Source organism: Calothrix sp. 336/3, assembly GCF_000734895.2.
Lineage (GTDB): Bacteria > Cyanobacteriota > Cyanobacteriia > Cyanobacteriales > Nostocaceae > 336-3.
Genome location: NZ_CP011382.1, coordinates 4,780,819 through 4,802,651, shown reverse-complemented (window position 1 = coordinate 4,802,651; position 21,833 = coordinate 4,780,819). Strand labels below are relative to the sequence as shown.

Annotated in this window: 19 protein-coding genes; 10 read left to right on the top strand and 9 right to left on the bottom strand. The window is 41.9% G+C overall.

The window, feature by feature from the left end; translation table 11 throughout:
• Positions 1-124: 124 nt before the first annotated feature.
• The 3 genes from dps (at position 125) to IJ00_RS19925 (ending at position 2,563) form a co-directional block, all read left to right on the top strand.
• Complete coding sequence (dps, locus tag IJ00_RS19935) at positions 125-688, top strand: DNA starvation/stationary phase protection protein Dps (RefSeq protein WP_035155917.1); 564 nt, start codon at positions 125-127, stop codon at positions 686-688.
• Positions 689-1,149: 461 nt separating this feature from the next.
• Positions 1,150-1,866: a pirin family protein gene (locus IJ00_RS19930; protein ID WP_035155914.1), complete on the top strand. Its 717-nt coding sequence runs from the start codon at positions 1,150-1,152 to the stop codon at positions 1,864-1,866.
• A 187-nt stretch (positions 1,867-2,053) separates the two neighbouring features.
• Positions 2,054-2,563: a GNAT family N-acetyltransferase gene (locus IJ00_RS19925; RefSeq protein ID WP_082127363.1), complete on the top strand. Its 510-nt coding sequence runs from the start codon at positions 2,054-2,056 to the stop codon at positions 2,561-2,563.
• Positions 2,564-2,617: 54 nt separating this feature from the next.
• On the opposite strand, the gene IJ00_RS19920 is transcribed toward IJ00_RS19925, so the two are convergent.
• The 5 genes from IJ00_RS19920 to IJ00_RS19900 form a co-directional block, all read right to left on the bottom strand.
• Positions 2,618-3,925, bottom strand: coding sequence for an efflux RND transporter periplasmic adaptor subunit (locus tag IJ00_RS19920; protein ID WP_035155909.1), 1,308 nt, complete (start codon positions 3,923-3,925; stop codon positions 2,618-2,620).
• A 491-nt stretch (positions 3,926-4,416) separates the two neighbouring features.
• Positions 4,417-6,501 carry an ATP-binding protein gene (locus IJ00_RS19915; protein ID WP_238178371.1) on the bottom strand — a complete coding sequence of 695 codons (2,085 nt, stop codon included), beginning with the start codon at positions 6,499-6,501 and terminating at the stop codon, positions 4,417-4,419.
• A 222-nt stretch (positions 6,502-6,723) separates the two neighbouring features.
• Positions 6,724-7,170, bottom strand: coding sequence for a hypothetical protein (locus tag IJ00_RS19910; protein WP_035155905.1), 447 nt, complete (start codon positions 7,168-7,170; stop codon positions 6,724-6,726).
• A gap of 41 nt (positions 7,171-7,211) precedes the next feature.
• Complete coding sequence (locus IJ00_RS19905) at positions 7,212-7,706, bottom strand: Coq4 family protein (RefSeq protein ID WP_035155903.1); 495 nt, start codon at positions 7,704-7,706, stop codon at positions 7,212-7,214.
• Positions 7,706-8,143, bottom strand: a complete 438-nt coding sequence (locus IJ00_RS19900; protein ID WP_052754501.1) for a hypothetical protein — start codon at positions 8,141-8,143, stop codon at positions 7,706-7,708. Before IJ00_RS19900 ends, IJ00_RS19905 begins: the two co-directional genes overlap by 1 nt.
• A gap of 306 nt (positions 8,144-8,449) precedes the next feature.
• Between IJ00_RS19900 and IJ00_RS19895 the strand changes: the two genes are divergently transcribed.
• From IJ00_RS19895 to IJ00_RS19875, 5 genes are all read left to right on the top strand, one after another.
• Entirely contained in the window at positions 8,450-9,103 is a 654-nt protein-coding gene (locus IJ00_RS19895) for a DUF2301 domain-containing membrane protein (RefSeq protein ID WP_035155901.1), read from the top strand.
• Between the two features lie 50 nt (positions 9,104-9,153).
• On the top strand, positions 9,154-10,278 hold the full coding sequence (dprA, locus tag IJ00_RS19890) for a DNA-processing protein DprA (RefSeq protein WP_035155899.1): 1,125 nt from the start codon (positions 9,154-9,156) through the stop codon (positions 10,276-10,278).
• A gap of 112 nt (positions 10,279-10,390) precedes the next feature.
• On the top strand, positions 10,391-10,675 hold the full coding sequence (locus tag IJ00_RS19885; protein WP_035155897.1) for a hypothetical protein: 285 nt from the start codon (positions 10,391-10,393) through the stop codon (positions 10,673-10,675).
• Positions 10,672-11,091: a PIN domain-containing protein gene (locus tag IJ00_RS19880; protein ID WP_035155895.1), complete on the top strand. Its 420-nt coding sequence runs from the start codon at positions 10,672-10,674 to the stop codon at positions 11,089-11,091. The genes IJ00_RS19885 and IJ00_RS19880 overlap by 4 nt, the downstream gene beginning before the upstream one ends.
• A 441-nt stretch (positions 11,092-11,532) precedes the next feature.
• Complete coding sequence (locus tag IJ00_RS19875) at positions 11,533-15,132, top strand: WD40 repeat domain-containing protein (protein ID WP_046814873.1); 3,600 nt, start codon at positions 11,533-11,535, stop codon at positions 15,130-15,132.
• Between the two features lie 29 nt (positions 15,133-15,161).
• On the opposite strand, the gene IJ00_RS19870 is transcribed toward IJ00_RS19875, so the two are convergent.
• Both IJ00_RS19870 and IJ00_RS19865 read right to left on the bottom strand, forming a co-directional pair.
• Entirely contained in the window at positions 15,162-16,217 is a 1,056-nt protein-coding gene (locus tag IJ00_RS19870; protein WP_035155894.1) for a hypothetical protein, read from the bottom strand.
• A gap of 154 nt (positions 16,218-16,371) precedes the next feature.
• The gene (locus tag IJ00_RS19865; RefSeq protein WP_035155893.1) at positions 16,372-16,665 is read right to left on the bottom strand and encodes an RNA-binding protein; all 294 of its coding nucleotides are present in this window, start codon (positions 16,663-16,665) and stop codon (positions 16,372-16,374) included.
• 384 nt (positions 16,666-17,049) lie between these two features.
• Between IJ00_RS19865 and IJ00_RS19860 the strand changes: the two genes are divergently transcribed.
• The gene (locus IJ00_RS19860) at positions 17,050-18,090 is read left to right on the top strand and encodes a CHAT domain-containing protein (RefSeq protein ID WP_035155892.1); all 1,041 of its coding nucleotides are present in this window, start codon (positions 17,050-17,052) and stop codon (positions 18,088-18,090) included.
• Positions 18,091-18,333: 243 nt separating this feature from the next.
• Here IJ00_RS19860 and IJ00_RS19855 read toward each other — a convergent pair whose 3' ends face one another.
• Positions 18,334-19,479 carry a CapA family protein gene (locus tag IJ00_RS19855; protein ID WP_035155891.1) on the bottom strand — a complete coding sequence of 382 codons (1,146 nt, stop codon included), beginning with the start codon at positions 19,477-19,479 and terminating at the stop codon, positions 18,334-18,336.
• A 78-nt stretch (positions 19,480-19,557) separates the two neighbouring features.
• Positions 19,558-20,310: a YebC/PmpR family DNA-binding transcriptional regulator gene (locus IJ00_RS19850; protein WP_035155888.1), complete on the bottom strand. Its 753-nt coding sequence runs from the start codon at positions 20,308-20,310 to the stop codon at positions 19,558-19,560.
• Positions 20,311-20,815: 505 nt separating this feature from the next.
• On the opposite strand from IJ00_RS19850, the gene IJ00_RS19845 reads away from it, so the two are divergent.
• Positions 20,816-21,736, top strand: coding sequence for a phosphate/phosphite/phosphonate ABC transporter substrate-binding protein (locus IJ00_RS19845; RefSeq protein ID WP_035155884.1), 921 nt, complete (start codon positions 20,816-20,818; stop codon positions 21,734-21,736).
• Positions 21,737-21,833 lie beyond the last annotated feature (97 nt).

The following is a 21,833-nucleotide window of genomic DNA, read 5'->3' as shown; positions in this document are numbered from 1 at the left end:
AAGCTTGTGAACATGGGAAGTTATTCTAATTCCTAGGAGAAAAAACACCCTCTGTCCCTGGGAAGTTACTTCTAGGAGTCGATGTTTGTAGACTTGGGATGTTGAAAATATGCGGAACACAACTATGAGCAAAAATAATCTTAATACCCGTCTCTATCCTTCTCGAATTGACATCGCTGCTGACATTCGGACAGACATCATTACAATTTTAAATCAAACCCTCGCTGCAACATTAGATTTAAAAACCCAAGTCAAGCAAGCACATTGGAATGTCAAGGGAGCTGATTTTTATCAACTGCATGAAATGTTTGATGAAATGGCAGGGGAATTAGAAGAATATGTTGACATGATTGCAGAACGGGTGACAGCATTAGGTGGATATGCTTGTGGTACTGCACGCATGGCAGTTGCGGCTTCGATTTTACCAGAGTTTCCCACAGATATTTTAACCAGCATGGAATACGTCGCAGCCTTAGCAGAGCGTTTTGCTATGTACGGTAAACATGTTCGAGAGGCGATCGCCACTACAGATGATCTCGAAGATGCAGATACCGCAGACCTGTATACTGAGGTTTCCCGCACCATTGATAAGCGTCTGTGGTTCCTCGACGCACACCTCCAAGCTGGTACAAATACAAAGCTCAATGGTGTCACCACAAATAAAACTTCTGCTCAGGTAGGTGTTTAGATTCTCCTGAATTTCTACTCTGTTCTAGTTATAAATTGAATTCAGTATCTTTTTGGTAAGTACCTTACTTTTAAGTAGGTACTTTTCATTTGTGGGTATTATCTATTAAGATGAAATGTAGATAAAAAATGTATAAATTTAAGGGAGAGCAAGCAAGTCATTCACGATAGCTCTATCAAAATTCTCACTTTTGTATACAGAGAATTTATATATTACCCATACCATCCATGAACTCAAATATTCATAGATAAACACTCAGAAACTTGTAGTTAATTAGTAAGTAGTTTATGGGTTGCAAGAAGAAAAATTATCCTAGATAAATACTTGCAAAGTCAGTTTGTTATATCTTTTGCCTTGAAAGTATCTATGTGTTTTACACAAATTAATAGTGATTATCAAAAATGGGTATGTAAATTTTGTCACTAGCTTGCAAATATATTCCTTTAATAGAGGCTGAAATCATGACAAATCAAACAGCAAATTATCTGATTCACGATCGTAATTCTCGTGGTCATACAAAAATCGGTTGGTTAGATAGTTACCATACTTTCTCCTTCGGCAATTTCCAAGACCCTAATCGGATGGGATTTAGAAGCTTGCGAGTGATTAATGATGACCGAGTAATTCCTGGTGCAGGATTTGCTACCCACGGTCACAAAGATATGGAAATTTTCACCTATGTTTTAGAAGGAGAATTAGAGCATAAAGATAGTTTAGGAAATGGCGCGATTATTCGTCCCGGTGAAGCACAAATTATGAGTGCTGGTACGGGGATTTTACACAGTGAATTTAATCCTTCCAGTACAGAACCTGTACATCTGTTGCAAATATGGATTTTACCAAACCAAAAAGATTTAGCTCCTCGCTATGACCAAAAAGCATTCTCCATTGCAGAAAGACAGGGTAAATTACGTCTGATTGCTGCTCACGATGGTAGGGATGGAGCAGTCAAAATCTTCCAGGATGTAGATTTATATACTGGTATTTTGCAACCAGGAGATGAGATTAACTATGAAATTTCTTCCCAGCGTTATGGATGGTTACAAATTGCCAAAGGGGTAGCTGTCTTAAATGGGGAAGAACTCAGAGAAGGTGATGGTGTGCAAATCACTGGTGCTGAGAATTTACACATCACAACAGAAGTCGGTACGGAAATTTTACTGTTCGACCTTGGTTAATGAGACTTTTTGCAGAATTTGGGGAAAATACTAGGGGGAAAAGGGTAAGGGGTTGTTTTCATCCTGAACTTTGAAACCTTTATTAATTCCCCTTCTCAGCCAAAATCTCTTTTTCCCAGCTAGGTGTAAATTTTGCTCCCCCCATATACCCTAGAAAAACGCCAGCATGAGTTGATATCATCTAATCATGCAAATTGAAACAGGTCGATTGTTATTGCGTCCATTACAAATTACGGATTTGGACGATTTGGCGCTAATTTACAGTGATCCACAAGTGATGCGGTATCGGGTAAATTCTCAACCTGCTTCCCGTTGTGAGACACAGCAAATGCTAGAAGAATACATCCAACACTGGGAAAAGTACGGATTTGGGAGATGGGGAATCATCTATAAAGATAATCAATCCTTGATAGGTCACTGTGGGTTAGAAGTTGTAGATAACACCAGTGATATCGAGATTAATTATCTTTTAAGACGTGCCTATTGGAATCAGGGTTTGGCAACTGAAGCTGCTGCTGCCATGATTGAGTATGGCTTTACCCAACTAAAACTAGAACGGATAGTGGCGATCGCTCAACCAGAAAATATCGCCTCTCGCTGTGTGATGGAAAAACTAGGAATGCGCTACGAAAACAATGTGATGCAGCACAATATCAATTGGATGCGTTACGTACTGTACAAACAAAAATGGAGATAGCAGGGAGCAGGGGGTATCACTTTCCCCTGTAACCTGTTCCCTATTACCCATCACCTACTCCGCAATTATCGTCATCCCCTCACGTAAATCCGATAACCCAGAGACAATTACCCTATCTCCTGCTTTTAAACCTTCTAAAACTTGATACTCACTACCCTTGATTTTGCCCAACTGCACACGCTGCTGATGGACAACAAGCTGAGATTCTCCCTGGGGAGATGTTTTAGTTTGTACCACAAAAACAGTATTTTCTCCTGCAACTTGGGCAACTGCGGCAACGGGAATTATCACACCTGGACGCTGATTCCAAATCACCCTTGCTCTCACAAGTTGATCTGTGCGCAATTCATCTTTACTGTTGTCGTACAAAGCTTTTACTAGTACGGACTGTGTATTGTTAGTCACACTAGGCGAAATAAAAAAGACTCGACTCTTACCTAGGGCTTTCCCTTGGGGGTTGAGAATCTCTACAGTCATACCCTTGCGTAGTTGTAATCCCCGCTCAATTGGTACGGAAATATTAACTTCTAGGGGACGGTTTTGAGTGAGGGTAGCAAGTTGAGTTGAGTTATTGACAACATCACCCACTTTCACAAAAACATCGCCGATAGTACCAGTAAAAGGGGCATTAATCGTGTAATTCGGCTGGGAAGTTGGCTGCTGCTGAGAATTTGCCTGTGTCTGCTGGAAAACTTTAGCTGACTGAGAAACGGTAGCTTGTTGGGCTTTAATCTTAGAGTCAGTGGCTGCCAAATTCGCTTTAGCAATGGCAAGACGGTTAGAGTATTGCTCCTTGACTTGACGGGATACCGCTCCCTGGGATGCTAAATTTGTATAGCGACTGTACTCTTGCTGATACAGTTTTAAATCAGCTTGTTTAGAAATTTTTTCTGCTTCTAAAGATTTCAGCATGGCACGGGCATTTTCTAATTCTGCCTTAGCTCCTTGCACTGCCACAACTCCACTAGTGTCGGCTTGCCCTTTAGAGTCAATTTGAATCATAGCATCTCCGGCTTTGACTCCATCACCAGATTTGACATACATCTTTGTGACTTGACCGGGAATTTTCGGCTGAAGTTTTACCGAACTACGAGATTTAATACTGGCAATGTAATCTGAACTTTCTTCAATGATACTTGGCAGGACATTTGCTATCTTAACTTTGGCTACTGTTTGTTGTGTTTTTGTCACAGATGACTCTTGATTTCTCGGAGTTAGCCAACGCCAAGCAGCAACACTACCTCCTAGGAATGTTAAGGCAGCTAACAATGACCACAGTTTCCATCGCGTTCTTGAAGATGCCTGTAATGGCTGTGGTGGAACGTTTTCTTCAAAATCATTTTGAGGCTCAGAAGATTTCATGGCTATTTAGGAACCTATGAATTAGTTAGCTGGAAGCGAATCAGGATGATACCTAGGGATATAAAAATTACCGATTTTGCATGATGTGAACTCAGGAAAATTGTCCTCTCACTTCCGAATATACAATTCCCTTATATTGCGCTTAATCTACCGAAAGTTCAATGATTTTGCAAGATTTTTCTGTCATTTTTTTTGAGATGTTTTATGTCTCATCAGTAACTTTTTATCGAGAAAATAATGCTATAATTAAATGTAACTTTTGGGGTATAAAAAGATATATAGAAATTGATAATCAAAAAAATGTGGAGATGAGATAATCGGTTTAGGTCAGTCTTCTATTAGTAGTTAATACCTAAAAATATGGGTTCCCAGCTATAATTATTTATCGTCAAGATACATTCAAAACCATTCTGTTTTTAGCAATACATTCAGATATTTGGTGAAAATTATGTCAGTCTGTTGGACAATATACAATTACATACAGTCGATGTCTAATTGATTTCTCTTTGCCAAAGAATTTCCGTGATACGTGTAATTCCTGCTTTGAGGTGACGACGGTAGGTGCTAAAAGGTAAGTCTAGTAACTCAGCAGCTTGTTCTTGGGTAGGTGCAGGGTTGAGATAGGTACGGTAAACAGCACGATAGAGTTTTTCGTCTTTGGGTGATGATTGCAAGGATTCGGCTGCTTGTTTAATTAAGCTTTGCAAGGTGGCGACTCTTTCAGCCATATTACCTTGGTCGGTAACTCCTTCAAGAACAACGCGCGATCGCAACAAAGGATTTTTCTGTAAACTGTCATGGCGAGTGAAGTTACGTAGACTCTCACCCACCGCTTCGATAAATTCCGTTTGACTCAGAACTAAAACAGGTTGGTTATTGGAGACGGTTGCGACTGTAGTTTCTACGGAGGCTGCTATCTCTCGCTGTGCTAAAAGCTGCTGCCAAGCCGCCGGAGATGTTACCCGCCAATCATGCCCATAGACCCCGTAACGCTTTTTACCCACGGAGAAACCAGCCTCTGGTAAGGGTGTGAGGTCAAAATAGGTGAGCATCGGTTGCCAGATATCCGCATTGGCACAAGGTAAAAAAGTATACGCAAGTCCTGGAGTTTTTTGGAAGTACTGCACAAAATTAATGAAAATCAAGCTTTGAGTCGGAGATACGGTTTGATAGGTATCCCGTGCCATCCAGAAGCGAAAGATGGTTGCTCCTTCTTGGGGACGTAGGGGTGCATGTTTTTGCAGATAATTCCATGCAGCGATCGCCCCTGGATCTAGGGCTAATTCCTCTGGGGTAGCATTGTGCAATGCTAACATCATGGCAAATCCCGCAGGTTCTGCCTGACTATCCCGAAATATCACCACATTTTCCGGTTGTAGCTGTAACCAATAGGCAGCAATTTGGGCGGAGCTTTCCCCCTCGTATTCCTCCACCATCCGCAAAATCGTCGGAACATCACTCCCTTTAAGAGTATCGGTTAATAAACTGCTGTGTTCACCCCAGGTGAAACTAGGGCGAATGGCAGGGTTATCCCTATGCAGAAAAATATAATCAAATAGTACTCGGTGTTTTTCCTGCCCTAGGCTTTGTCCTAAACGTGTGGTGTAATAGGCTCGTGCCCGGTGATGTAATTCGGTGTAAATATCAGAATTTCGCCAACGCAAATCACTAATCAGAACTTCCCGCGCTAAATCATGGGGAAATACACCCCCTTGCCCAGATTCAATGCAAGATAATCCCCGTAACCACTCGAACAACTCATGGACATTGGGCACATCCAACATTTGCGTGAGTAAAGCTTCTGTGGTTAAACGTACGACAGCACAAGCTTCTAATGCCATCCGATGGGCAGGGGTAGGGACTTCTTCTAAAAATCGTTCGAGTAAAGTTTTGACAATATCTGGAGCAGATTCCGCCTGAAAATTGATATCCTGCCCCTGGGCAAAAACATCTGCCACTAGGGATAAAGCTAGGGGATGCCCGTGGGTAAAGTCGAGAATTGATTGATGTTGGGTAATGGGAACATCTCGCCGTGCTAGGTAGGTGAGACTTTCTTCAGGGTTCAGATTCTGCAGAGGTAAAGCTTGTTGTAGCGCTTGCCATCCTGGATCCGTGCGCCAAGGGGTGGTGGGGGAATTTCTTCCGGCAATCACAAACAGAGTCTGTTCGCCCATTTGTGGCAAAAACTCCTCCCTTAACCATTCATCAAGGCTGGCAATGGTTTCGTAGGTATCAATAAAAACGACATTACGCTTGTTTAATGATTCTAATTTGGCTAGGGGAGATTCACTTTCACCCAGCCCCATAATTGAACGTAATGCTGCCACAAAAGCTTCAGATTGCGGCTCCACCACCCGTGATTCCAGGTAGACTGTGGGTATTTTCTGCTGCTCACATATATGCAAGAACTGCCGCATCAGGGTTGTTTTACCGACACCACCAGGACCGAAGATATGTAAAACATGGAATGGTAATTTTGCGGAGGCGATCGCCTGCTCAAATAGCTGCAATTCTGGATTGCGTCCGACAAATCGACGCTGACGCTCTGTGCTGAGTCGGTCTAATAGAGATGTCATCGCCATCCCTTCCCTGAATATTGCGTAAAATTGCCTATTCTCAAGTTTATCAGACCATCTCATGTCAGGAGTCTGCAAGAATATTACATTTTACGAACGAAAAATCCTCACCTGCAAAGGTTTGGTATATACCCTGTGCAAAATGAGGAGTGGTGAGTGGTGAGTGGTGAGTGGTGAGTAGTGAGTAGTAAGTAGTGAGTAGTGAATTAAGTATTGAAACCCTTATCGTTTTTTCGGTGTAATTGTATAGGTTTGTGTGGGGGTGGTAATGGTGCTGGTGCCATTTTGAGTCACGGAGTTGTAAGTTTTACCATTCACAGTAGTTGTATTTTGCCCGTTGTATCCGGTAGTTGAATTATAGGTACTGCTGCCATTAGTTGTGGCGTTCACGGTTTTACCTTTAGGTGTAGTCGCAGTACCGTTGCCGTTGTAAATTACAGTACCTTGTCCGTTAGTTTGAAAACGTACCTGACCATTCCCATTTGCACCTTTAGGTGTTGTAAAAGAACCTTGTCCGTAACCGTTGTAACCTCCTTGACGATTGGGGGTGACTATCTTTGTCCCAGTTGCCGTGCCTCCACGGGGTCCCTTCACTTCACCTGCGGTTGCGGGTAAGGTTCTGAGGGCAAGGGTGAGAGCAATTAGGGAAAAACTGAATAGGGATTTCATGGTTATCTCCTAGCAAAAATACTTAAAAATTAGATGTGTTATTAGGCAATGCGATACATCTTCTGAACTTGGGAGAGGGGTAAATGCCATTCCTCTTCTGCTTGCCATGTATCAATATCAAAACTAGATGCTTGTCCTCGTTGATACGCTTGCCAAAGTCTGTAATAGATACCTTGGGAAGAGGAAAAACGATAAATCATCCCTAGCAAACCCAATCCCAGAACAATCTGAATGGGAGAAAATTTGGCTCCGAGGAGAAATGCTTGGACTTCTGCTTCCCCGACGGGATCGGTTCCATAACCGGTGAGGACATGAACTGCATCATGGAGCTGTTTACGTCGGGGTCCGGTGGTAAAGGGAGGGAGTTGATTTTGGGTAAAATGGTCAGCGAGGATATGACCTAAAGTATCTGGGGGTAATTGTTGTAGTTCATCAAGATTAATAATTGCAGTGACATTAATTCCGAGCTTTTCACCGATTTGATCAACTTGATGGAGAAAACAACTGATATCTGGAGTTGCAAAGATGGTGTACATTATTCCTGTCCTGGGAATATGGGCAATTGTCGGTTATTTCCTTGGAGGAAACGAGAGCGCAAATTTTGTCTAATTTGTTGTTTTTGCTCTGGGGTGAGGGTGTTAGCAACTTGGGTATGGACAGATTTGAACAGTTCTTGCAGTTGGGTTTTTTGTTCTGGGGAGAGATTGAGGTTAGCGATCGCCTTTCTTACACCTTCCCCTCTGGCGATCGCGGCTTTAAATTCTTCTCGTTGCTGTTCGGTGAGAATATTTTGAATCTGGTTACGAGTCTGTAGCCGAATTTGGGTGAATTGTGCTTCCTGCTGGGGAGTAAATTCCACACCCATTGGTATTTGGATTTTGGATTGTGCATTTGCCGGATTCCCCATCAAAGGAGTCAAGAGTAATGAAGTACCGCAAGCAACTGTAAGTAGTAAATTTTTAATGCTTTTCATCTGCGTGTTTTCCGAATCACCATGGCTTTATCCTAGGTTGACTCCAGGGGAAAGCACATGAGGCAGATGTCCTGAATTATTTTGGGACATTTGTCCTAGAGACAAAATTGTTGGGTAGGGAGTAGGGAGTAATGAGTAGGGAGTAAGGAGTAGGGAGTAATGAGTTACGCTGTATTCATTTTGATTTTTGAATTTAGCCTTGCGATTCTAGATTTAAGCGAAAATAATATCCAAGTGCCTCAAGAATCCATAAAATTAAATACCGCTAAAATGAAAGTGTCATAACTTCAACTCTGCTGGTGATATATGCAAACGACACCTATCCCAGAAATCTATCAAGGGCAATTTGGAGAATTTACTATTACCTCCGGCGATCGCACTGGGGTAATTATCTACCGCACGGGATTAATGGTAGCTGCTCTCAGCTTTGCGATCGCCACCACCCTAGTCTTACAATTTCCCAATTCCACAACTTTTTCCCTACTGACACCTTTATATTTCACCTTCAGTCTGGGTTTGGGTGTGAGCCTAGCAACAATTCATATTTACATGGTGTTTTTACACCGCACATTACAACTATTTTGGCTGATTGGTACCATTGCCGCCATTATCTTTACCTTCTCCAATAGCACACCTTTAGCTATCACGGTTTACCAGCAACCCTTAACCATTCTCGGTATTGGCTTTACCTTTGCGGCACTAACAGGAATTTTCTTTAAAGAAGCATTTTGTTTTAATCGCATAGAAACAAAAATACTCACACCCATCGTACCAGCATTACTTCTAGGTCATTTAGCCGGGATATTACCAATTCCTCTAGGCAAAACCCTCCTAGCGGTGTGGGCAATCTTTTTTCTCGTCTTTGCTGTGCGTAAAGCAATCCAAGCAATCCCTCCCGATATTGGTGATAAATCAGTATTTGACTATTTGAAAAACCGTAAAACTATGCAATCAGTATAAGCAAGAACACCAAATTTGGGAATAATGAAACCAGTCATGAGGATGGAGCATTGACACCAGAACCCGCTTACTGGTTAGCATGGTCGCAGATTTCCGGAATTGGTCCAGTAATCTTGCAAAGACTACACCAACATTTTGGTACACTGGCAGCAGCTTGGACAGCTAGCCCCAAGGAATTGCAAGCTGTTGCTGGTATGGGTGGACAGACATTAAGCAAAGTTGTCCAACAACGAAACCAACTTCATCCCGCCACAATTTTTACCCAACATTTAAATAGCAATCCCCATTTTTGGACACCAGGAGATGCCGAATACCCTCGCTTACTTCTAGAAATTCCCTCTCCTCCCCCCTTACTTTACTATCGTGGGACAGTAGACCTATCAGAAAATTCTGGGCAAAAATCCTGTGTGGCGATCGTGGGAACACGTAAACCCTCAGAATATGGTATTCGTTGGACAGAGAAAATCAGTATAGCCCTAGCAAAAAATGGTTTTACCGTGGTTTCTGGTTTAGCAGAGGGAATTGATACCGCAAGTCATGCAGCAGCAATGCAAGCAGGGGGAAGAACGTTAGCGGTTTTAGGTACAGGTGTAGATGTGATTTATCCAGCGAAAAATCAGAATCTGTATAAACAAGTTTTAGAACAGGGGCTAGTTATCAGTGAATACCCAAGTAAAACCCCACCCGATCGCACCCATTTCCCTAGACGTAATCGCATCATTGCAGGTTTATCTCGTGCTGTCTTGGTGATGGAAGCACCTTTAAAATCAGGTGCTTTGATTACTGCTAACTATGCCAATGAATTTTGTCGAGATGTTTATGTCTTACCCGGTAGAGTTGATGATTACCCCGCACAAGGGTGTTTAAAGTTACTCAGCCAAGGAGCAACACCCATCCTCAGAGAATTGGATGAATTACTGAAAGCATTGGGAGCCATACCCCAACTAGATATGGAACCGCAACAGTTAACTTTACCGATGCCTTCACCTGTAGCTTTACCAGAACTAGCGCCACCATTGCAACAGGTAATGGATGTTCTCTCATCCCAAGCGTTACCCCTAGATTTAATTGTGCAACAAACTGGGATGCCAGCAGGTACGGTGTCCGCAAGTTTGCTGGAGTTGGAACTGATGGGATTAGTTACACAGTTACCAGGAATGCGTTATCAGCGTTGATTTTTTTGAAAAATAATCCCAGGGCGATCGCCGCTCACACAACAGGATTGGCAAGAAGTAGACGCAGGGGTAATTTTGATAAAATATTTATATACAATTAAGGGAAAATTTTATGCAAGCTTATAAACTAAACGCCACAATTAATGAATTAGGTCATTTGATTATCAATGAACCTTTAAATATTGCCCCTGGGGAAGTGGAAGTGATTATTTTGCAATCCATTCCATCTCAGGAAATCTCTACAGAAACCTCTACTGAACGACAACCAGACAAACCAAAACGGAAATCTAAAGTAAAAGCTTTGCAAGACTGGTTTGAAAAGACACAACCAGCATCTCCTGATTTTGACCCAGACCAAGCAAAATGGGAATATTTAAAGGAGAAACATAACCTGTGAGAGTTCTGCTAGACAGTAATATTATTTTGGATTTTGCTCTTGAGCGACAGCCTTTTTTTCCCAATAGTGAAACAGTAGTATCCTTTGTTGAACAGGGACAGATTGAAGGTTATATCTGTGCATCTTCATTTAGCGACCTCTACTATATTATCCGTAGAGAGAAAAGCCGAAATTTAGCCCTTGAGTTTTTAAGCAGAATGGTCACTTTCTGCTCTATTGCTACCGTAGACAGCAATACAATCAACATGGCGTTAAGCGTGAATTTTAAAGATTTTGAAGACGCTATTCAATACAGCACAGCGGTAATGAACCACTTGGATGCAATTATTACTCGAAATCCTGGAGATTTTCCTATCGCTACTCCCCGGATTCTCACACCTGAACAGTTAATTCAAGAATTGACAAATACACCATGAGTGATTCAGTTGAATCCTAATACCAAGTGGCGATCAAAAATAGTACCCTGTCATTGCAACTGTAGCGTTCGCGCAGCGTGTCGCTTTGCGACTCAGCGTAAGGAAGCAATCTCACCTACTTCAAACTAATACGACAGAAGGTAACTTGGTATAATTCTTTTCAATTTGATACTTTTTGCAGAAATTGGGAAGCTAAATATAGGCAAGAGAGGAGCGCATTTTGGGTAAACATTCACTCCATAAAAAAAGCAACGTGCTGGGCGAATGCTAAAAAAAATACATAGAATTTGCGGAAAAAAGCAGAAAAGCTGTCAGGGTAGAATTACCAGAAGAAAGCTGTGTGTTCTGAAATACTCCTCTGGGTGCATATGTTGATTTCACTGATAACTATATCAATGTGACGAATGAAATTAGCACAAGCCATCAGTAAGTGAGGAGAAAATGATAGAGGAGAACCGCAGTGCCAACGTGGGAGGGAGTGCCCTCAGCAGCGCTATTATGACTGGAGATAGGAACACTGCTACTATCACCATCACCAATTACTACTACCGTGAAAATACAACAGTATTACCTATTGACTCTACGGATACTCCTGATGAAAGTCTTCCCTGTCCTTATCGCGGTTTGTTCCACTTTGGTCCCGATGATGCGGAGTTTTTCTTTGGGCGTGAGGTATTTGTCGAAGAACTGTTTGCAGCGACTCAAACCCGTAACTTTATACCCGTGTTGGGTGCGTCGGGAAGCGGTAAATCTTCGGTGGTGTTGGCGGGATTAGTACCAAAGCTGCAAAAAGAAGGTAACTGGCTATTTACTCACTTCCGTCCTGGTTCAGATCCTTTTTATGCTCTGGCTGAGTCACTGGTTCCACTTTACACATCTGGTGATCCGACTGTGCAAATTGCCCAAGCACGAGCATTAGCTAAGTATTTTTACGAGAATAAGGTTACTCTTCCTGATATATTTTCCCATATCCAGCGCCAGCATCCCAATCATCGGGTGTTGTTGATTGCCGACCAATTGGAAGAACTTTATACTTTGTGTACGGATCAGAAAATTCGCCATAGTTTTCTAGATACTTTATTAGCTTGCTTTCAATCTGACCCTAAAAATCCTGACAATAATACTGTGCTGGTTGGAACCATGCGGGCGGATTTCTTGGGGAATCTCCTCTCCTATCGTCCACTTGCAGATGTGTTGCAAAATGCTGACATCAAGCTGGGACCGATGAATCGTGAGGAACTTTCACAAGTGATTGAAAAGCCTGTTTCTAAGTTGAGTGTGACATTTCAAGATGGACTGGTGGAACGCATTTTGGATGATGTGGAAGATGAACCGGGGAATTTACCTCTTTTAGAGTTTGCGTTAACTCAGTTGTGGAAGCGGCGAACGGGTAAACAGTTAACTCATGCAGCTTATGAGGAAATTGGTGAGGTAAAAGGTGCTTTGGCTCGTCATGCAGATGAGAATTATAGTAAGTTGAGTGCCACTGAACAAGAACAGGTGCGGCGAATTTTTATCCAGTTGGTGCGTCCGGGGGAAGGAACGGAGGATACACGACGACTAGCGACAAAAGCTGAATTGGGTGAACCCAGATGGGAATTGGTGAAACAGTTGGCGGATAATCGATTAGTAGTTACTAGTCAAAATTCTGCTAACCAAGAAACAGTAGAAGTTGTCCATGAAGCGTTAATCCGTAATTGGGGTGAACTACGGCAATGGATGGATGCAGATCGCTGTTTTCGAGCTTGGCAAGACCGTTTACGCTCCACAATGTATCAATGGGAACAGACACAACGGGATGAAGGGGCATTGTTGCGGGGTGCAGCGTTGGCGGAGGCTTCTGAAAAGCTAAAACAACGGCGAGAAGATATTAGCGTAGGCGAGCAAGAGTTTATTCAAGCTAGTGTGGAAGTGCGCGATCGCCACCAAAAACAAGAGGAAGAAGCAAGAAAACGTCAGATTGTAATAACCTCGGTTGCATCAGTATTCTTTGCGGGATTCGCGATTTTTGCTGGATATCAATGGAGGCAAGCAGAAGTCGGTCAAATTCAGGCTTTGAGCCAATCTTCAAAAGCTAATTTTATGGCGAACCGAAATTCGTTTGACGCGCTGATTGATGCATTAAAAGCAGGTAAGCGTTTACAAAAATTGCCTGGAGGCATCACCGACCCACTGGTCAAGGCTAATGTTGTGACAAATTTGGCAAAGTCCGTGAAGTGGGTGAGAGAGCAAAACCGCTTGCAAGGACATACAGACAATGTTCAGAATGTTAGCTTTAGCCCGGATGGTACAATGCTTGCTACAGCCAGTTCTGATCGCACAGTAAGGTTATGGCGACGGGATGGAAGTTTATTTAAAATTTTGAAAGGACATACACAAGAGGTTAGGAGCGTCCGTTTTAGTCCTGATGGAAAAACGATTGCTTCTGGCAGTCTGGATGGAACAGTCAGGCTTTGGGACAGCAATGGTAATTTGATACAACTGATTCAAGCTCACAAAGATCCGATTATGAGTGTCAGTTTTAGCCGGGATGGAAACAAGATTGCTACAGCTAGCGCTGACAAAACCGCAAAATTGTGGCAACTGGATGGTCAAATAGTCTCTACCCTGAGCGGACATCAGGACGTAGTAAGGCAAGTGAGTTTTAGCCCTCAAGGCGATCGCATGATCACGGTCAGTGATGACAAAACGGTAAAGCTCTGGAGCCAAGATGGCAAGAAGCTACTAAAAACCCTCGATAAACTCTCTGGCATTGCTGTGAGTGCAGATTTCAGCCCTGACGGTAGCTTTTTTGTCACTGGTAGTATAGATGGAACAGTGAAGCTTTGGAATCAAAAGGGTGAGCTTTTAAAGACTTTTAAACCCCCTGGAACCTTGCGGAGTGAGGTATGGAGCGTTAGTTTCAGTAAGGATGGACAAACAATTGCTTCCGGTAGTATGGATGGAACCATAAGACTCTGGGCACAAGATGGCAGATTACTGGATACTTGGGTAGGTCATGAAGGAGCAATTCCCAGTGTAGCTTTTAGTCCAGATGGAAAGATACTTGCGACTGCTGGTAAAGATGGCATTACAAAGCTTTGGCGGGTAAATCGAAGTCTGCTTACTGTTTTGGTTGGACAGGGCGATATGCTTGGCGCAAAGTTCAGCCAGGATGGTAAACGAATTGCGAGTGCAAGTTCTGATGGAACGGTGAGGATCTGGAATCAAGACGGTAAGTTACTTTCTACCCTGATAGGGCATAAAGGTTCGGTCAATGCCGTTAGTTTCAGTCAAGATGGAAAAACTATTGTTAGTGGTGGTGATGACGGCACAATCAAGCTTTGGCGTGACGGACAACCCTCGAAAATACTTGGAAAGCACAAAGATAGGGTCTTGTCCCTTAGCTTAAGTCCTGACGGACAGATCCTTGCTTCTGCCAGTGCTGATGGAACCGCGAAACTTTGGAGTTTAGATGCTAAAGAACTTATAACCCTAGAAAAAGGAAGCTCTAGAGTGTTGAGTGTGGCTTTTAGTTCTGACGGACATACAATTGCCACTGCGGGCGATGACAAAACCGTAAAATTGTGGAGTCTTGAAGGTAAAGAGCTTAGAAGATGGCAAGCACATACAAGTCAAATTCCGTCTGTTGGTTTCAGTGCCGATGGGCAAACGATCATCACTGCTGGTGACAACACAATAAAGCTTTGGCAACGAGATGGAAGGTTAATTACAACTCTAAGCGGACACACAGCTTCGGTACTTGAAGCCAGCTTTAGTCCCAATGGAAAAATAATTGCTTCCGCTAGTAGCGACAAGACAATCAAGCTTTGGCAACGGGATGGAACGCTAATCACAACTCTGAATGGACATACAGCTTCGGTAAATACTGTGAGTTTCAGTAGCGATGGCAAATGGTTAGTGTCTGCTGGTGAAGATGGGCTTGTTTTGTTATGGGATGTGTCAGATATTAGTTTGAAGAAGTTGCTAGAAAAAGGGTGCAACCAGGTCAGCAATTATTTGAACACTCAAGCAAATAGTTTAAAAACATTATGTAATTGATACATGTTTTATATGTTCAAATCAAGATATCAAGATATCAACATGATTTCCCATTTAGTGCTAGACAATCCCTCTGTACTATGTACTAGTTCAACAATTTCATCTGCTATTTTACCATTCAAAAATCTAGGACCCTCTACATCTCCTAAACACTTCAATGTTACAACAGTAGTATTACCACTAGAAGAAAGCTCATTCATTTCCCATCTAGTGCCAGTAAATACCCCTGTTGTACTAGGCGCTAGTCCAACAGTTCCCTCTCTTGTTCTACCATCCAAGAATCTATAACCAGGTACATCTCCTAAACACTCCAATGTTATGACAGTAGTATTACCACTAGAAGAAAGCTCATTAATTTCCCATCTAGTGCCAGTAAATAACCCTGTTGTACTAGGCGCTAGTCCAACAGTTCCCTCTCTTGTTCTACCATCCAAGAATCTATAACCAGGTACATCTCCCAAACAAGATATCGAGACGACCTTCTTGAAAGTACCGCTAAATAAAATGTATGCATCTTTTTTGGTTATTTGCGAAGCAGCAGCTCGCCCTTTTGAAAATGCCTCAACTATAACGCTTTGATTGTTGAGAATTTTGCCTTGCAAACTTTTGTAAAAGGCTTTAGAAAAGTCAACTGCGGCTGTACTATCAATATCACCATTTATTCCAATCACACACCCAACATTTTGAGCTTCTTTAGCAATTAAATCGGCAGCTTTTCTTGAGTAGCAAAAATTGAGAAGCACACAGTTTACATTCCCAGCATTTTTCAAAAATTCTACTAGAGTGTCAGGTTCTAAATGTTCTCCTTTGTTCGGGTCTTGTTTATCGATAATATCGATTTTGCCTTCTTCTGTGGCGTGCCCAGAAATATGAATAATTTGAGGAGAAGTTTTTCTCTGAATTGCCTCAGAAACTTGAGTAACCATTCCAATAAGTCGTAAATCTACCCAAAATTTACTGTCGTTTGCATCCATCAATCTTTGAATTGCCTCTGACTCATTATTTATCTCCATATTTAGATTTTTCTCACTGGAGTTTGCTCCTATATATAGAATTTTTTGATTGATTAATAGAACTTGATCCATATGCTTAATTACTCCGGCGTTGCATAAATGCGGGATGAACTAGAGGCTGAAAGTATTATTATTTCGTCTAAAAATCACCAAAATCATCCCCTGAATCAGCAACGCCATTACTCCTATATATATGTAAGAATGAACTAGCTTGTTGTCACTTCTTTTAATTATCTTTGCTTTCAGGTTCCTTGTTTTTATTATCCCCGCTTACTGGGTCACTTTTCGAGCGCTTATCTCCTCTGAATGTATCAACATAAATGCGGTTACCACGCCATAATGATCTATTCAGTTTTTTAATAGCATCCTTTTCATCTTCATCATTGCGTAACTTCACATAAGCAATACTCTCATCACCTTCAATCTCTATAGAAACTATATCAATTTCTTTATAGTCCGAAAAAAGTTCGCGTAGATCGGAGTCAGTAGTCGGAATTGGTAATTTTCTGGCCTTAAGCATTTTTAATACCCCTGATTAATTAAAATTGCGAAGCGTTCACGGAGGTAGAACTTTCGCATAAACACTTAAAACTTTTGTACAAAAAGCTTAGAGTGTAGTACAAGCAGAATTTTACCACCAAGTGTCTAAAAGCTCATAGGGTATCATGTCTATTGTTTCGTAAGTGCGAAGAAAGATTGTAGATACCTTGTAATAAGCCACATATTTTCGGAAGATATAAGTAAGTCGGTGAGAATAAACCTAACTATGTAACAGATTGTAAAATCGTCAAAACCGTTGCGATTGCTTCATTCCACTTCGTTTCATTCGCAATGACATAGCGTGAATTATTTAAGCCGTTCTACTTACACTCAATCTGTTTAAAAACCACATATAAATAACATCGTGAAAAAAATCCTCATCCTCTCCGCCAACCCCAAAAACACACCAAATCTGCGCCTAGATGAAGAAGTGCGGGAAATCAAAAACACATTTGCTATATCTCCCCATCGAGACGACTTTCAAATCATCACAGAATCTGCGGTACGAGTGGATGATTTAACCCGCTTTTTGTCTCACCATCAACCAACAATTGTTCACTTTTCCGGACACGGTTCTGGTACGGATGGATTAGCCTTGGAAGATAATTTTGGCAACATGCAACTTGTCAGTACCCAAGCCTTGGCAAAGCTATTTGATTTGTTTCAGCAACAAGTTGAATGTGTTTTACTTAACGCCTGCTATAGCGAAGCACAAGCTGATTCTATTCATCAACATATTGATTGCGTGGTGGGCATGAATCAAGCGATTGGCGATAAAACCGCAATTAAATTTAGCATCGGATTTTATACTGCTTTGGGGGCGGGGATGAATTATGAAGATTGTTTTCAAATGGGTTGTACTTCCATTGATTTGCAGGGAATTCCCGAATACGCAACCCCAGAAATAAAAATTCGGCGACGGCGTTATCAGACTGAAACACCACCAAATCCTGTCAAATCTGACGATTCTAATAGTATGAATAATAACAACAAAGGCGGACAAAACCGCTCTGTTTCTGTTGGTAATAATGTTACAGGTGGCGCAATTATCACGGGAAACAACAGCACTGCAAACATCAATTTTCAACAAGCCAGTTTACCTGCACCTGCAAGCGTCAACATAGAAGCAGAAATCAACAACCTACTTGAAATAATAGCCAAATTAGAAACTCCAGACCGTCGTAAAATTGACAATGCCTTTGCTGATGTCCAGGAAGAGCTAAATAAGCCACAGCCAGATCGAGATGAGGTGGGTGATGCCTTAAATCGAGCTTTGAAATATGCCAAAAAAGCCGAAGGATTTGCATCTACTATAGGAAGACTCCAGCCCCATCTCACTAAAATTACTGCATGGCTAGGTGCTGATTGGCACGATTTACTAAGTGTGATTGGTTTAACAGTGTGAGTTATGACTTTCCCATAGCAGCTTGCTAATAAGGTAGAATCTGTGATTCAGGGTAGGATGGGAATTAGTATTAGTGGTCTATCGCATTAATTTTGATAGTTTATATAGTTTATACAGTGGGTATCTCTTGACTTCCTTCGAGGGTAGTCTTGTCAGCTTCCTAAAATCAGGGAGCGAGACACTCTCACTACGGTTTTTTTACCTATCACAACTTATACGGTAAACCACTACGGTAAAATATAGTTATTCGGTTAAGACTAATTCTCCCCGTTGATTGATTTCCACAGAGTTATCGGGGAAGTCTTGACTAATGAGATAACGCACTAACCCCACAGTGCGAAAATGCTTATCGATACGGGGAATTCCCAGTCTATCCATATGCACGGGAATAATTTTGGCTCCGACTAAATCACCCTTGGAATTTAATGTGACTTCCAATATCATGGAGTAACCTGTTTGGGCTTTGGTGGAGAGGGTACGGTATCCGAGAAAATTACCCAAGGAATAGGCAATTAACTTCCCTTTATATATTTCCATAGCTCTGGGTACATGGGGACCATGACCTATAACTAAATCTGCTCCACTATCAATCATGGTGCGGGCAAATTTGATAGAGTTACCTCGGTTTTCACTACCAAAGAATTCTGTTTTATTTTTTACCCGTAGTGCCCTTGTTCCTTCTGCTCCTGCGTGCATGGAAACAACGACGATATCAGCCTTTTTTTTGGCGGTTTTGACCATGCCTTGGGCTGTTTTTAAATCATGGATAGAGTTATACTTGTTGTAGGGAGCAAAACCAATCATGGCAACTTTTTGGTTTTTGGCATCCATCAGTAAGATTTGGTCTTTATGTCCCAAGGTTTCAATTCCTACTGCTGAGAGATGTTTGACGGTATCAGCAAATCCGACGACACCGAAATCTAGGGCATGATTATTGGCAATATTCAAAACATCAAATCCCGTATCTGCAAATAGTTTTGCGTATGCAGGGGGAGAACGGAAGGCAAAATAATTACCTTTACTGATATCTTTGGCAGCGTAGGGATGATTGGTTAAGCTACTTTCAAAATTACCAAAGAGAATATCCGCCCGTTGCAAATATTTTCTCACAGATTGGGGAATTAACTGATTGCGATCGCGGGGTAATTTATGGGTGGGATAATTGGTTCCGGGAATAATATCTCCCACAGCTTGGATGGTAATATTTTCCTGAAATATCTGCTCTTCTTGAATTGGTGGTAGGATGGGTAAGGAATCACTTGGTGATGTTTTCCCATCGGATGCTTCGAGTCTGCCCATACGAATGGCAACACCGATACCTACACCAAAGAATAGACATACCGTAATAAATCCGACTGCGAGCGATCGCTCCAATAACTTATTCGCCATATAGCAGTTTTTATACACCCGTATTCAAAGGATGACATATAGTCTAACCCAAAGGTTAGGGAATGCATACTTTGACACCTAAGCCATTGCAACCATTAGCTGTTCTGCCATTTCAAAATTAGCGGTGACATTTTGCACGTCGTCTAATCCTTCTAGGGTATCAATCAATTTCAGCAGCGATCGCGCTTGCTCGGATTCTGTAACTTCCACATGGTTATCAGGAATCCATCGCATTTCCATCTCTGTGACAACAAAACCTTGATTTTTTAGGGTTTGACTGAGGGTTTCTAAATTAGAGATTTCTGTGATCACTTCTGCAATGTCGGTTTCTGCCATCTCATAGGATTCTGCCCCACCTTCTAAGGAAGCTTCTAGTAACTTTTCTTCCTCAGTGACTCCCGTAATTGTACAGACTCCTTTTTGGGAAAACATCCAACTAACACAACCAGTTTCACCCAAATTACCGCCGTTTTTACTGAAAGCTGCCCGCAAATCCGCAGCAGTACGGTTACGATTATCAGTGAAGGCTTCTATCAAAATTGCTACACCACCGGGACCATAACCTTCATAGCGAATAGATTCAAAGTTAGCATCACTAGCAAAAGTTCCCGCACCCTTGGCGATCGCTCTTTCAATATTATCATTAGGGATGCCTGCGGCTTTGGCTTTCTCAATTGCGGTGCGTAATTGGAAATTTCCTGCGGGATCGGGGATACCATTGCGTACAGCAACAATAATTGCTCGTGATAGTTGCGTAAAAGTTTTGCCTTTTTTAGCATCTACTACGGCTTTTTGGCGTTTAATATTTGCCCATTTACTATGTCCTGCCATAACTTCAATTGGTATCGACTGACTATCACTAACTGCTGTGAGGGAATGGGTGACTATTTTCTGGTCATTACCAGTTTACCGAAAAAAGGGGGGTGTACTGCTACGCGGAATTCAAAATTCAAAATTAATATAATATGAGTTGGACGTTGTAGATCAGGTTAAAATAATTCGTAATTACGTTTTGTGACGGAGATTTAAACCCTCGAGTTAGTTAAAAATCCCTGTAGAGAGGTAAACCGTCCTAGATTAACATTATTTCTAACTGGCGATCGCGTAGCGGAACGGAGTTCTATCGCTACAATTGAAATTCTCCGTATCCTTTGACAATTTAGCTGCACTTGGTTTGGGCAAATTCTAGGAGAAATTTACATTATCGGTAGTGAAAAGTAATGTAACTTTTTTCCCGATTGGGAACTGAGAAATCAGTCAACTCACTAGAATAATTGTATCTTGCAGCCACTCACCGCACTCCCTGCTCATCTCAGCCTTATCACTCTCCAATTCTATGGTTTCTCGTCCCTGGTTGACTCTCAAAATTAGCTTGCTAGTTAGTATACTTACCATTGGTTGCACTACTTCCGAGACAAATAATATTTCCGAGAAGTTAACAGTGGGTGTGATCAGCTATGGTGACGGAAGTGTTTCCCTGGGTAAATACGAACGCTTCAAAAATCATATTGCTGCTGCCACAAAATCCATTGTCGAACTTGAACCAGCCTATAATGAGCAACAAGCTTTAGAGCAAATTAATCATAAAAAATGGGATATCGTTTTTGCTCCTCCCGGTTTAGCAGCGATCGCCATTGGCAAAGAACTTTACATTCCCCTATTTTCCATGGAAGGCGTTAATAATCGTCAACGTGCTGTGATTATTGTACGTGATGAGCAACCATTGCGAAAAATTAGCGACCTGAGCAATAAAACCATCGCCCTGGGTGAAATTGGTTCCGCCTCCGGTTATTATGTACCCTTATATGACCTCTATGGTTTAACCCTCAAGGAAATTAAGTTTGCACCTACTCCCAAAACTGTCTTGGAATGGATTAGCAATAACACCGTGGATGCTGGTGCATTATCAGAAAAGGATTTTGAAACCTATCAACGAGAGTTTTCAACAACGAAGTTAAGAGTTTTACATACGAGTCGGTGGATTCCCTCTGGTGTGGTTCTCCTTGCACCCACAGTTGATCGCAATCGTCAGCAGGAAATCCAAAAAGCGATGAATGATGCACCCAGTGATATTACGAGCGATTCTGGTTATGTTCCAGCTGCAAAAATTCCTAACTACGACCAGTTTATCAAGTTAGTTGAAAAAGTTAGACCCCTAGAAGGAAGAGTACAAAAAGTACCAGCAATATTATTGAAGGATGCTACCACACCGACACCGACACCGACACCGACTCAGCAGTCTCCCACTCCGATATAAATGCAAAGTGTGTAGGAGAATCCCCACAAACAAATTCGGGGGATTTTGACAATATTCCCCCATGGTGCGTACTGTGTCTAGGATGTCGAGTGAATTT